Genomic DNA, 13498 nt, shown 5'->3' with positions numbered 1-13498 from the left:
TTCTTTATCGGCACATCAATAAATATACAACCCCCTAATGACTAAGGCTGATTATGACCAGCAATGCCATCCTCCCATATCCTGTTAGATCCGTTGCCAATTTGCCGATTGATGACGTATTGGCAGACGCATTGTTGAGCAGTATGCAGACGTATAGCGAGCAGTTACATGGTCGCCGCCTTTGGTTGGCATGTAGTGGTGGACGTGACTCGTTGGCACTTGCGGCATTATGTGCGCAGCTCTACCAGCAAGGCAAACTACCATGTCTACCGCAGCTCTTACATGTCGATCATAGTCTGCAAGCGGACAGTCAGCACTGGTCCAAGCATGTTGCCAATTGGGCGCAAGCGCAGCAGATACCTTGTCGCATTTTACAGGCACAAGTGAATGGACATGATGAGCAAGCAGCGCGACAAGCACGTTATAACGTCATGCGCGCACATATGAACCAAGATGACGTACTGCTATTGGCACATCATGCTGATGATCAAGCGGAAACCGTACTGATGCGCTTGATTCAAGGCGCTGGAGTCAACGGTCTCTCAGGTATGCAGCCATGGCGAGTGCAAATGCAGGGCGTACAGCGTCATGTACTATGGCGACCTTGGCTTACCATCAGGCGTAACGCTATCAGCACCTATGCTAAGCGCCTAGAGTTGCCCTACATCGATGATCCAACCAATAACACTGGCGATAATGTACGTAGTGGGCTACGCCGCGACATCATGCCAATACTGGCGACTTATAACCCCAATATTATTGATAATATTACCCGTAGTGCGCAGCTATTGAGTGAGGCCCAAGCTACTGTCAATGCGCAAGCTGAGCAAGATATGCAGCAGACAGTCAATGAAAGCCTACAACTGCCAACTGCACAGCAGGTGCTCAATATTGATGCGCTACGAGCACTACCGATCTATCGCCAGCGCCAACTACTGCATCATTGGCTGGGTCAAGATGAGCCATTGCCACCTGCTAAGCAGCTCGTCGATGATGTACTAAATGTAAGCCAACGTGATGACCAAGATCATCAAACAGAGTTGTTTTGGCAGGGTCGTAAGCAATCCTATACTTTTCGCCGCTATCGTCAGCAGATCTATCGTCTGAGTAGTAAATGGCTGTCTTGGCTAAATATACCAATCACAGAGCAAGTGCTGCCATTATCTGGTCTGCTCTCTATTGAGAGCGATTCAGCTGATGACGGTTCAATCATATTGCGCCGCAGTATTGACTACGTGTGGCAGTTACAAGTATGTCCAGATAGATTGGCAAAGCTGCTAAGCGACCACGCAAATGAGGGAGTATCGAAAGCTACATTAAAAATAACCCCATTGGATAGCAAAACGCGTCTCAAGACTGCACTGGCGACGCGTCTACAAGCTGGCAAAAGACTGTATCAAACCCTAGGTATCCCAGTGTGGCTGCGACAAAATCTGCTGGTAATCAGTGTCGCTTCTATTAATAAAGACGGTACCGAAAATGATGCGCCTATATTGCTCATATCACCATTTGAGAGTTGGAATTTGAGCTCTGAAAGCGTGATAACTGATATGACACATCAGAAGTTAACTGAGTATATTAGAAGCAACCTAAGCCTACGTACCATAAACTAAAGATCGAGGTGCTTTGTACTGGCGCATTGGTTGTCATTAGCCTGAGGTGGGCACTCACAGTTTGAATTTATCAAACGATACTAGTGGCAGTATGATAAACTGAGTGTCGTTTTATATATCAAGATGTTAAGTTGAATACCTTTGAATGTTGTGACTAGGAGACAAGTATGTCGGTATTAGATAATAAAAAAATCAGTTTTATTGGTGGCGGAAACATGGCGCAAGCGCTTATTAGCGGGCTTGTAGGCTGCGGCATCAAACCTGATCTCATCACGGTCGCCGATCCTAGCAGCGATGCACGTGAGCAACTGGCTGCTAAAGGATTAAATACCGTTGACCCAATGGCTGATGCAACAGCCGCTGTAGTCGATGCTGATATCATAGTACTCGCTGTAAAACCACAGATGATGAAAGTGGTTGTTAGTAGCTTTGCTGATGCATTGGATAATCAGTTGGTCATTTCAGTAGCCGCAGGCCTATCGACTGATCTGTTGTCTAGTATGCTGGGCGGCTATAGCAATATCGTGCGCGCCATGCCAAACACGCCCTCTATGATTCAGATGGGTGCGACGGGTCTCTACGGTACAGATAATATCTCAGCAGAACAAAAACAGCTGGCAACTGCGGTAATGGAAGCATCAGGACTGGTCATGTGGGTTGATGACGAAGAGCATATGCATGCGGTCACAGCCGTGTCAGGTTCAGCGCCAGCATATATGTTTTACTTTATCGAATCGATGGTCGATGGGGCCGTGGCGTTAGGTCTAGACAAAGAACAAGCCTCAGCGCTTGCAATGCAAACCATGCTTGGTGCTGCAAAAATGGCGATGAACAGCGATGATGCACCAGCTGAACTGCGCCGCAAAGTGACGTCTCCGAACGGTACGACTCAGGCAGCGGTCGAGTCCATGCAAGCCAACGAAATTGGTCGTCAAATCAGCGAAGCCATGCAGGCTTGCTACGATCGTAGCCAAGCGTTAAGTGAAGAGATGAGTAAGTAATTACTGACACGCGGTATTATAAGTTACGATAGCGCTTATGCAACCACCAGCTGATAATGACCTTTGTCATCCTAGCCTCTGTTAATAATGTCCCATTGAGTAGCACTTCATGAACAACATGTTATTTCAAATTTTTGATTTGGTCACCACATTCGCTATGATGCTGGTGTTTATTCGTTTTATGTTGCAGTTTGCAGGGATGGATGCGAGCAATCCGATGATTGCGCCTGCCTACAAAGCGACTCATGTCGTCGATGTATTTGGGCGTATTTTTCCAACGGTAGCACAGGGTCGTATCAGCATTGCTGCTATTGTCCTTATGTTTTTGATTCGTTTGATCGATATCTCTGGAAAAGCAGCATTGACGCATCAAGGTATAGCCCCTGTACCGTTATTCTTTACGGGTACGACCAGCTTAATATTAGATTTTTTGCGCATGTGTCGCTACTTAGTGATTGGTTCTATCATCGTTAGCTGGATCGTGGTGTTTACCCAGTCTCAGCATCCTATCATCGGTATTATTATGAACTTAGCGGAGCCGATACTCGCGCCGTTTCGTCGTATTACGCCAAATCTAGGTATGCTTGACTTGTCACCAATGGTTGCTTTTTTTGCTTTTTACTTACTTGAGATATTTATTGGCGGATTGACTGCCAGTGTGATGCCAATGTTAGGGTAGGGTAAACGTCATATCGTTCAATCCAAAAATATATAGTACAAAAAAGCGCTCTATGGCATATAGAGCGCTTTTTTATTTGCTGCATGTGTGAGACAGGCTTCTATAATAGTATTAAAAACTAACAAAGCGGTTGGGTATTAATTGAGCCTGAGCATCATTAGGGTGCGGTACGTCAGCTGCACGTAATGTTTGAATAATCCAGCTGTCTGCTGCTTTTATTGCATCAATCAAATTATCACCCATCGCCAAACGTCCAGCGATAAAGCTAGCAAGAGAGCATCCTGAGCCATGGAACTCACCATTTAGACGTGGCAACGTGCTTTTGTGTACCATCTCGCCCTTTATGTATAGGTACTGCTCGATATCACCATCTTCAAAATCGTGTGAAGTTTTTACCAGTACGGCATGAACGCCTTGTGCGCACAGCTGCTTTGCCCCACTGTGTAAGTCCTGTTCACCACTTAATGCTCGAAGCTCGTGCGTATTTGGGGTAATTAAGGTCGCATAGGGCAGGAGCTGTCTAAAGGCACTCACCAATGTCTTTTCGTCACCCAAGCTACCACCGCTATTGGCAACCAATACAGGATCCAATACAAAAGGTATGTCTTTGGAGATCTTTTCTTCTGCAAATAAACGTGTGAGCATTGCAATATTTTCAGTGGTGCCAAGCATGCCTGATTTGATAGCGCTCACTGGCAGATCATCGAGCACAGCAATGGCTTGAGCCTGTACCAAATCTGCGGCGCAAGCGTCAAAACCAAATACTTGCTGTGAGTTCTGAATAGTGACTGCCGTACAAGCGATGGCAGCATGTGCTCCTGTCTGTCCGATGGCCTCGATATCTGCTTGTAACCCAGCACCACCTGAGGGATCCAATCCTGAAAAACACAGTACGACAGGTCGCATAACCGCTCCTTTTAGATATTTTGAAATAAGTAATAAATACTATAGCCACCTACTGCCAAAAAATCCATCCTAGTCTAGCGTTTATAGAGCAAGTAGCAAAAACATCATCAACGATGACCAAGTAAGTAGTGAGGCTTCGCTATGAGATGGTACAATTTTTAGCAATAGCATGTGAGATAGGTACTTATATCTTTAATTATGATAAAAGCTGCATTAAATTAGCAGACAAGGCTTGCAATTCATTTTGGCTTTGTTATAATACTCGCCCACGACATGAGACGTATTGTTAGCATCAATACTATGTTTATAGCGGTTTTATAAATGTCTTGATTCGTTAGGTGAAGTGGGTGAGTGGCTGAAACCAGTTCCCTGCTAAGGAACCATACGTGTAAGCGTATCGAGGGTTCGAATCCCTCCTTCACCGCCATTTATTCAGTTGTTATTAGAGTAGTAGCGCAGTATACTGGCGTTAAACATCTTAATAGTTAAATCAAAAATATTTTGTTTTTAATTAAAAAAGATGTTGACACAAGCGATATTATCTATATAATAGCCAACCTAATTTACTGAGATTGTTTTTAACAAGTCAGTAAATGATTTGCAAAATACGCGCCTGTAGCTCAGTTGGATAGAGCACTTGGCTACGAACTAAGGGGTCGGGAGTTCGAATCTCTCCAGGCGCACCATTTGCACAATCAATTAAATCAATCGCCTGTCTTATGATAATTGGCGGTTTTTTTATGTCCAAATTTTGTATGGTTTAAAACCTTAAGTCGTTGTCTAGAGTTATCAGTGACTCCTTTATAATTTGTCATCATTATCTTATGACTAATGTAGATGCATGGTGTCGGTCGCTAGCGTGATTGGACAGTCATTTAGGATAATGTACGACAGTCCAATAATTTACGGTACAATAGCGCTATTATTCACTGCTTGCTATGAGCTTGTACCATGTCAAAACGTCCATTTAAACGCCCATCAAAACCTACTCGCAATGCGAAGCCTCAGCCGAGCGCTTCTGTGCAGCAAAATCCTAATGAAGAGCCTACCATCGCTAAACCCACGACTCGAGTTGTGGCGATTCTTTATGATGGCATGCTGATTTTGGCACTGTTGTTTTTGGTGGGTACGATACTGACGGTAGTGGGAACGATTCTAACGATGGAGACGGGGACTGAGTCATCGCAGGCCCAGTCGCTACCGCTATGGTACCAAAACGCCATTATGACGCCGTCGTTTGTACTGACGTTGGTCGCATTCTATGGCATATTTTGGCGCCGCGGCGGGCAGACATTGGGAATGCAGACATGGCGATTGAAGACTATCAATGATGCTGGTCAATGGCTAACATGGGGGCAGTCGTTTAAGCGTATCTTGTCAGCTTGTTTGATGCCATTACTTTTTGGCATTATCGGTAGCTTGGTCGATGGGTCACGCGCCGCCTTACTTGCCAGCGCGTTCCTTGGATTGGTCTTTAACTATGTTTTTTGTCTGTTCAACCCTCGCGGTCTGGCAGTACAAGACATGCTATCGAACACCATTACGCTAAAAATGCCAAAAGTAGCACACGAAGGGTTATGGCGCGGTTTTAGAAACCGTAACAAAAAACCGTAACATCATCCAATAAATCGTCTTTTTACTGAAACCTAAACAGACCGTTTGAAACGATACCATCCAAATTATCAAAAATTGGATGGTATAACGAAAATACTGATTACATACTGACGCTTTGGATCAGCCATGCGGTATAACCTACAAAGAAAAGTACCAATGTAGCGCCTGACATACGACCAAATTGACGATTTTTCATAAAAGCAAACACGCACAGGGCGACAAGCAACACTGTCAGTAATCCCATCGCCATCACGTCGCGTGAAAAAATAATTGGATCAGCGGTAATAGGGGCAATCACGGTCGCCAAACCGACAACGGCCAACGTGTTGAAAATATTTGAGCCAATGATATTACCCAGCGCCATATCATGCTCGCCTTTACGCGCCGCTGACAAGCTCGACACCAGCTCGGGCAATGAGGTGCCAACAGCCACAATCGTCAATCCAATGATAAGCTCACTGAGTCCCCATAGCGTCGCCAGCTCGACCGCACCCCAAACAATAGCACGTGAGCTGATGACCAGCATTAGCATACCGATAAGCAAACTGATAAGTCCACGCGCCATACTCGGCTCTACGTGATCTGAATCAGTGCTCTCAACAATCACATCATCCTCATGCTCATGATACCCTTCACGGATACTCAGTACAATCTGTATCGCTAAGACGACAACCAAGAGTATCAGTAGCACAATACCATCAGCTTGGCTCAACACGCCATCACGTAGCTGCCACGCCGCTATAGCAGTGATTAGGAGTAATAGAGGTAGATCGCGCTTTACGATGCCCTTACGAATGATAATAGGGCTAATCAGTACGGTTGCACCGAGTACCAAGGCAATATTGATGATGTTTGAGCCATAAGCATTACCCAAAGCCAGCTCAGGGCTGCCTTCAATTGCGGCCAATACTGACACCACCATTTCAGGGGCTGATGTGCCGATACCCAGTATCAATACGCCGATCAAGAAGCTTGGCACGCTAAACTTCTTTGCTAGTGCTGTCGCCCCATCAATAAAGACATCGGCACTCCAAACCAAAATTGCTAACCCAATCAGTATTGCAATCACTGCCAACCACATCAGTATGTTTCCTTATAGATAATAAAAGTGATGAACTTGATAAATAAAACTGGCACAAAAAAAGCTGAATCGACACAAAGATTCAGCTTTCATTTTAGCATCGAGGTTTTTGGTAATAACCAGAGTTAAACCAACGCTTTAGTTTGATATTTCTCTTGATCTAACCAAAACCTCGTCATCCTGTCATATTAAGCAACTTGTACAGGGATGATATTTGCTGTGTCTTTAACCGTGTTGTCTTCATTACAGTAGACAAGTTTTGGTTGGTAGGTAGATGCTTCAACTTCATCAAACTGGGCATAAGCACAGATAATGACGATGTCACCTAAATCTGCCATATGAGCTGCAGCACCATTTAATGAGATAATACCAGAGCCTGCTTCAGCACGGATAGCATAGGTGCGAAAGCGCTTGCCATTGGTCACATTATAGATATCGATAGATTCGTTTTCACGTAGACCAGCAAGGTCAAGCAGATCACCATCGATACCGCATGAGCCTTCATAATGAAGCTCAGCATGGGTAACGCGAGCACGATGTAATTTGCATTTAAGCATATTAAGTAGCATAGGTTGCTTCCTTAGCGTAACTGATATTAAATAACTAAATCAAAAGGTTAATGGGGACAAAACTACCAAAATAAAAGGTCGTTGTTATAATGACGCTATATTATTCAGGTAATTTAAAGCCATTAATTTGTGAGCGGGCTTTCTCAGTATCACCACTCATCAACAGGGGTAGTGCTTCAAAAGCTGCTGTCAGTGCGCTATCGATAGCGATTTGCTCATCGGGTGACGCTTTTGAGAGGACATGCCCACTAACTTTGGACTTGTGTCCTGGGTGGCCAATACCTACGCGTAGACGATGAAAGTCATTGCCGATGTGCGGTGTAATATCACGCAGACCATTATGACCACCATGACCGCCATCGGTTTTGAGCTTGATGCTGCCAGCTGGGATGTCGAGCTCATCATGAGCAATCAATAGCTCGTCGTTTTTGATGCCATAAAAATTTACCATAGGCACGACTGACTGACCAGATTTATTCATAAACGTCAGCGGCATCAGTAGACGCACATCAGACCCATGAATTTGCCCGCGTCCTGTCACCCCGTGAAACTTCTTGTCAGGGGCGAGCGTGATATTGAACTGCTGTGCCAAATGATGAACGAACCAAAACCCAGCATTATGACGCGTGAACATATACTGCTGACCAGGATTACCAAGACCGACAATAAGCTTTATGGCCATAAAAACACCCTGCTTGAATACGATAAATAGAGATAAGGCATTAAATTTGAGAAAACTGTGTATTTTCAAACCTTACTTACAAAAACAGCAGGAGATTTTAAATCACCTGCTGTTTTGTTGACTAAACAAGTCTGTCACTACGTAGCGCAATATGAGTCGCTACATAGAAAGTGTATCTTACTCGTCGTCTTCTTTCTCTTCAGTGTCAACTTCAGCGTTTTGCTCAGTTGCTGGTACTTCATCAGCATCAACGTCTTCAGCATCTTCGTCAACTTCTTCAACAGTAGGTGGCTGCATGTTAACGATAGTACGGTCATGGCCGTCTTCTAGCTCAAGCTCATGAATCACAACACCTTCAGGAAGTTCGATGTCTGATAGACGGAACAAATCACCGATTTCCATACCAGAAACGTCTACATCTAGGTATTCAGGAAGTTTAGATGGTAGGCAGATGATTTCGATGTCAGATACTAGAGTAGACAATACGCCACCAGCAGCAGTACCAGGAGCATCTTCACGGCCAGAGAAATGCACAGGAACGTTCATGTGGATTTTTTGACCTTTCACAATGCGCTGAAAATCAGCATGCATTGGGAAACCTTTAGCAGGATGACGCTGCAAATCTTTGATGACTGCTTGATGCTCTTCACCATCAACATCGATAGTCAAGATGTGTGAGAAGAACGCTTCGAATTCTAGTGATTTTACTAGTTCGTTAAGCTTGATAGAGATAGCTGTTGGTTCTTCATTACCACCATAAATGATAGCAGGAACTAGGTTCTGCTTACGTAGGCGGCGGCTCGCACCTTTACCTTGTAGTTCAGCAGAACGATCAACGGCTTTTAGTTCAAAATGATTAATGCTCATGGATATAATCCTATAAAAAGAATGATGAAGTGTCTGGTCATAAAAAAGTGGATTTGCGACCAATCCACTAATACGTGATGAGAGCTAAGGTTTATCATCGTATGTATGTAACACGATTAACAACATTAGCCATTTGCCTATAACAATGATTTTTATAGTAATAAATACTACAGTAGCCATTATTGTTCAGCTTGATCAGCACTTTTAATAATGCCACCCTTGCGTAATAAAACAAAAGGCTAGCACAGGCGCGCATTATACGTGATTTTGTAGCAATAATAAAGACCTACGAAAATCACGGACATAAAAATAGCGCCAAGTACTCATACTTGGCGCTATTTCTTTGGCTTATTCAATATCTATTAACACAGGCGTTGCTGTTTTGATTATAACAACTACTATCTAGCGTTCAGTATTAAACACTGATCACTAAACATTAGGCATCAAACATTGCACTAATAGATTCTTCGTTGTTGATACGGCGTAAGCTCTCAGCAAGCATCGGCGCGATACTGACCTGACGGATTTTGCTGCAGGCTTTTGCTTCAGCTGATAATGGAATCGTATCGGTCACAACGACTTCGTCTAGCGCCGATTCGCTGATGTTTTTGAGTGCGTTACCTGACAGGACAGGATGCGTGATATAAGCCAATACGCGACGTGCACCATTTTCTTTTAGTGCTTCGGCAGCTTTGCATAGCGTACCTGCAGTATCGACCATATCATCAACGATAACGCAATCACGGTCACGGACATCACCAATGATGTGCATCACTTGTGACTCATTCGCACGCGCACGGCGCTTATCGATAATCGCCATGTCAGTATCGCCTAACTGCTTGGCCATCGCACGGGCACGAACCACACCGCCAACATCAGGAGAAACCACCATGATATTGTCATAATCTTGTTTTTGTAGGTCGTTTAGGAGTACTGGCGTACCATAGATGTTGTCTACAGGGATATCGAAGAAACCCTGAATCTGATCTGAGTGCAAATCAACCGTCATGACGCGATCGATACTAACGATATTTAGCATATCAGCGACGACTTTGGCTGAGATAGGTACACGAGCTGAACGCGGGCGACGATCCTGACGAGCATAACCAAAATATGGCATGACAGCTGTGATACGGCCAGCACTAGAGCGACGCAAGGCGTCTGCCATCATCATGATTTCCATCAAGTTGTCGTTGGTCGGTGCACAAGTAGGCTGCATGATAAACACATCTTTACCACGTACGTGTTCTTTGATTTCCACGGCAATTTCGCCATCAGAAAAACGCGTGATGTCAGCTTTACCAAGAGGTATATGAAGATGATCGGCTACGGTTTTTGCTAATTCTGGGTGGGCATTACCCGTAAAAATCGCCAAATAAGGCATGACAGAAGTCCTATTGATTGACTCAAGCAGCGACCGCTAAGCAGTGACAAACTGCTCAAATTAAGAAAAGAGTGGTGAAGGTGTTGATGACTACTATTACAGTAAAAAATGGCAGGGGTAGCTGGACTCGAACCAACGGATGTCAGGATCAAAACCTGATGCCTTACCAACTTGGCTATACCCCTGTAATGTCTAGGCTATATACGTCCGATAGCTAATATTGATTATTTAATCATTATTAGAATGGCGTCACGACCTATCAGTTATATTATAGACGATTGAGCCGTCTAAAGTATAACTTTTCCCTAGCGGTGTCCATTGCGAACTATACCGAAACTGGGATAACGTTGTCAATGACAATAAAATAAGAGGTTGTCTATAAACCGCTTATACTCACTATATCTCTAACGCTTCGTACTAAAAAATGGCAGGGGTAGCTGGACTCGAACCAACGGATGTCAGGATCAAAACCTGATGCCTTACCAACTTGGCTATACCCCTATTGTGGCGACCTATTATAAGTAAATTTTCAGATTTTGCAAGTCATTTGCGACTTTTTCTGGGATTTATTCGTAATTTATCAAGGACGGTATGATTTCGATAGGTATATGGTGAAAGTTGGTGATAAGGATTGATATCTTACTTATATTCTCTTTTAGGGCTATATGAGTGAGCTTGAGACTAGTATGTCTGGCACGAGGTTTCCAAAATAGTCTTATATGTTTCGAGGAGCAGCGTAAGGCTCAACTGTATGCAACAGCTTGAGCAATGTAGCTAAGAACTCACTTTTTCTTATTTTTGAGGTGATAATATTATTACCATCAAAAAATTTCCCAAAAAATATCAGACATCCATCTTCTTGGTAAACGTAAAATAGAGATTTGTTAGTAGATAAGTCGTAGAACAAAAAGTTATCTCTCTCATTACTGCTATCGTAAACTCCAGTTTCAGTTTCATAAAAAATATCGTGTAGCTTGCTTAGTGGTGTATTGATCAAACTTTTATTTAGGTGAAATTCGCCATTAGTAATCAGTTCTATTTCTTTCTTAATATTGTTAACAAGTGGAAACGCATAATAATTATTATCTTGATAACTGATGTTTACTGAGTTCACAATAATATCCATTACTATGAATGGTTTTTCCATTTCATGTATTTGAAAAGCAATCGTCTCTATATTTCCGAGAGTGATCATATTTTGCTCCTAAATGCTTTAGGCTTGGTAGTATTTGTGGCGCTTACCTTTCCACCTATCTATAAAAACTTGCGCAGTTACAAACTACCCACCACATACCCTGCACAAGGTGCCTCTGTAACCCACTTTTCCAAAAGCTTTTCGTCAGTGGCAACGCCTGCATCTAAAGGTAAAAACACGGCACTACCAGAGCCTGTCATCCGTGCTGTGCTAAGTACCTGCGATTCTAACCCTTGTAAATAATTTAAAGCCTCTCTAACAGCAGGAGCGAGACTCGTTACCACTGGCGTAAAGACATTGTGATAGGGCGCGGCGAGCGTTTGCACGTAGTCAGCGCATTGAGTTTGGATGCTCTCAACTGAAAGGGGAGCGATATCTCGCTGTAGTTCGGGGTTAGCGAATAGGGTGGCAGTATTGACATGCGCATCAGGCGTTAAGACTAAATACTGCTGATCAGGTAGATCAATGGCCGTCAATTCTTCACCAATACCCATGGCAATGGCATCTTGACCAAAGATAAATATGGGTACGTCTGCACCGACCTTTGCTCCGATTTTGATAAGCTCATGGCAAGTAAAATTGAGCTGCCAAATCTCATTGAGTGCCAGCATGGTCGTTGCGGCATTGGACGAACCACCGCCTAATCCTGCACCCATTGGTAAATGCTTGTCTAAGGTGACAGTAATTTGTACCAATTGCTTCGGTAGCTCACCTGATTGCGTAGCAAATGCTAGCAATGCGCGCGCTGCTTTGAAGATTAAATTGTCTTCTATATTGGCCGTGATCGTCTCTGCACCGGCTAATACCAACAGTTGATGACAGAGGGTAGTAGCGTCTAATTCACTATTTTCAGTAGAAATCATAGCACCATCGCCGACCGAGAAGTGCAAGTAATCGCCCCAGTCGAGCAGGCGAAATACCGTTTGCAAATTATGATAGCCGTCAACTCGTTTGCCCGTAATGTGCAAAAATAGATTGATTTTTGCAGGGGACAAACGAGTGAAGGTAGAAGTCGACGCTATAGCAGTATCTTTAGTCATAGTCTCGGTCAAAAACAGCTATCTTAATAAGCAGTGATAGCTTGTGGAGTGGTTTTATTAGCGAGTTGTGATGCGTTAGTGATTGATCGTCATCACAACTTTATTGCCTTGTGACCGTACGGCACTGATCTTACTAGGTAGCTTATCATCACCTTTGTAAGTGAAGCTCGCATTCCATTCGCCATTGACTGAACTGACTAAGCGGTTTTGAGCATCAAGCTGCGGCGCGCTATCTGAAGGTGCCGGACGTCCAGATATCCAATAAGGCATTTGTGAGATGGGCGCTTGCCATCCAGTGGCTTTTTTGAGCAGAGTCTCAGGGTCTTCAGCAGTCAATGTGCCCGTCTTTTCACTAACTAGCGTGGCCGTTTGACCATTGTACTCAATGTTAGTTTTGCCAATACCGAGTGCGCCGATGAGCTCAATCGCAAAACGATCGTCTTGTTGCCCCCACGCATAGAACGCACTACCGCCTTGGGTGCCTGAAGTGTCATTAGCAGGCATTGTCACGCCGATTTTACCAGTGATGTCAAAGCTTTCTAACTTTTTAGGTTGATCAGTATTTTGGCCTTGCATGGCAGTTGGTTGATTGGTTGCGCTGGCTGTTTTTAGCGACTGACAGCCAGAGGTGATGACCATTGCGGTCGCCATGGCAGTCAATAGCGTCAATTTGTTTGGTTTGTAAGAGAAGAATGATACAGACATAATGGTTTCTCAAAATAGGAAGTTGGACAAAGATATTAGCTTAAGCGTTATTTGTTGCTCGGTTATGCACGGCTGTTAGCTTCTTATAACTGCCTTGTAATTTATAAGTGCTGTGTTATCTACCAAGCTAAAAGATCAAACAGGAAGCTTGTACAGTCAATA

The 13498-nt window shown here is 43.9% G+C and carries 13 protein-coding genes and 4 tRNA genes; 6 read left to right on the top strand and 11 right to left on the bottom strand.

Annotated features, from left to right (window positions below; genetic code table 11):
- The first annotated feature begins 53 nt into the window (after nt 1–53).
- The 3 genes from tilS (at nt 54) to AC5JPO_RS07790 (ending at nt 3293) form a co-directional block, all read left to right on the top strand.
- Complete coding sequence (gene tilS, locus AC5JPO_RS07800; RefSeq protein ID WP_493853747.1) at nt 54–1613, top strand: tRNA lysidine(34) synthetase TilS; 1560 nt, start codon at nt 54–56, stop codon at nt 1611–1613.
- 167 nt (nt 1614–1780) lie between these two features.
- Nucleotides 1781–2614: a pyrroline-5-carboxylate reductase gene (proC, locus tag AC5JPO_RS07795; RefSeq protein ID WP_493853746.1), complete on the top strand. Its 834-nt coding sequence runs from the start codon at nt 1781–1783 to the stop codon at nt 2612–2614.
- A gap of 118 nt (nt 2615–2732) precedes the next feature.
- A complete protein-coding gene (locus AC5JPO_RS07790) occupies nt 2733–3293 on the top strand; it encodes a YggT family protein (protein ID WP_319052129.1) in 561 nt (186 codons plus the stop codon).
- A 111-nt stretch (nt 3294–3404) separates the two neighbouring features.
- On the opposite strand, the gene AC5JPO_RS07785 is transcribed toward AC5JPO_RS07790, so the two are convergent.
- Nucleotides 3405–4199, bottom strand: a complete 795-nt coding sequence (locus AC5JPO_RS07785) for a hydroxymethylpyrimidine/phosphomethylpyrimidine kinase (RefSeq protein WP_493853745.1) — start codon at nt 4197–4199, stop codon at nt 3405–3407.
- Nucleotides 4200–4536: 337 nt separating this feature from the next.
- On the opposite strand from AC5JPO_RS07785, the gene AC5JPO_RS07780 reads away from it, so the two are divergent.
- The 3 genes from AC5JPO_RS07780 (at nt 4537) to AC5JPO_RS07770 (ending at nt 5813) form a co-directional block, all read left to right on the top strand.
- Nucleotides 4537–4626 (top strand) — tRNA-Ser (locus AC5JPO_RS07780).
- A gap of 182 nt (nt 4627–4808) precedes the next feature.
- Nucleotides 4809–4885, top strand: a tRNA-Arg gene (locus AC5JPO_RS07775).
- Between the two features lie 265 nt (nt 4886–5150).
- Entirely contained in the window at nt 5151–5813 is a 663-nt protein-coding gene (locus AC5JPO_RS07770; RefSeq protein WP_493853744.1) for an RDD family protein, read from the top strand.
- Between the two features lie 100 nt (nt 5814–5913).
- Here the strand turns inward: AC5JPO_RS07770 and AC5JPO_RS07765 are convergent, their stop codons facing one another.
- The 10 genes from AC5JPO_RS07765 to lolB all read right to left on the bottom strand — a co-directional run bounded on the left by AC5JPO_RS07765 (nt 5914) and on the right by lolB (nt 13336).
- A complete protein-coding gene (locus AC5JPO_RS07765) occupies nt 5914–6894 on the bottom strand; it encodes a calcium/sodium antiporter (protein WP_493853743.1) in 981 nt (326 codons plus the stop codon).
- A gap of 188 nt (nt 6895–7082) precedes the next feature.
- Nucleotides 7083–7463 carry an aspartate 1-decarboxylase gene (gene panD / locus AC5JPO_RS07760; RefSeq protein WP_201548990.1) on the bottom strand — a complete coding sequence of 127 codons (381 nt, stop codon included), beginning with the start codon at nt 7461–7463 and terminating at the stop codon, nt 7083–7085.
- A gap of 100 nt (nt 7464–7563) precedes the next feature.
- Nucleotides 7564–8145, bottom strand: a complete 582-nt coding sequence (gene pth, locus AC5JPO_RS07755; protein WP_201548988.1) for an aminoacyl-tRNA hydrolase — start codon at nt 8143–8145, stop codon at nt 7564–7566.
- A 177-nt stretch (nt 8146–8322) separates the two neighbouring features.
- Nucleotides 8323–9012, bottom strand: coding sequence for a 50S ribosomal protein L25/general stress protein Ctc (locus tag AC5JPO_RS07750; protein ID WP_493853742.1), 690 nt, complete (start codon nt 9010–9012; stop codon nt 8323–8325).
- A 436-nt stretch (nt 9013–9448) separates the two neighbouring features.
- Nucleotides 9449–10396 carry a ribose-phosphate pyrophosphokinase gene (locus tag AC5JPO_RS07745; protein WP_057758042.1) on the bottom strand — a complete coding sequence of 316 codons (948 nt, stop codon included), beginning with the start codon at nt 10394–10396 and terminating at the stop codon, nt 9449–9451.
- Between the two features lie 109 nt (nt 10397–10505).
- Nucleotides 10506–10581 (bottom strand) — tRNA-Gln (locus AC5JPO_RS07740).
- Nucleotides 10582–10821: 240 nt separating this feature from the next.
- Nucleotides 10822–10897, bottom strand: a tRNA-Gln gene (locus tag AC5JPO_RS07735).
- Between the two features lie 214 nt (nt 10898–11111).
- Nucleotides 11112–11591, bottom strand: coding sequence for a hypothetical protein (locus AC5JPO_RS07730; RefSeq protein ID WP_493853741.1), 480 nt, complete (start codon nt 11589–11591; stop codon nt 11112–11114).
- Between the two features lie 77 nt (nt 11592–11668).
- A complete protein-coding gene (ispE, locus tag AC5JPO_RS07725) occupies nt 11669–12631 on the bottom strand; it encodes a 4-(cytidine 5'-diphospho)-2-C-methyl-D-erythritol kinase (protein WP_493853740.1) in 963 nt (320 codons plus the stop codon).
- 75 nt (nt 12632–12706) lie between these two features.
- Nucleotides 12707–13336, bottom strand: a complete 630-nt coding sequence (gene lolB / locus AC5JPO_RS07720) for a lipoprotein insertase outer membrane protein LolB (protein WP_493853739.1) — start codon at nt 13334–13336, stop codon at nt 12707–12709.
- Nucleotides 13337–13498: the final 162 nt, after the last annotated feature.

The organism is Psychrobacter sp. H25, assembly GCF_059076335.1.
The sequence above is the reverse complement of the archived record's forward strand: the minus strand, read 5'-3'. Positions and strand labels throughout refer to the sequence as shown.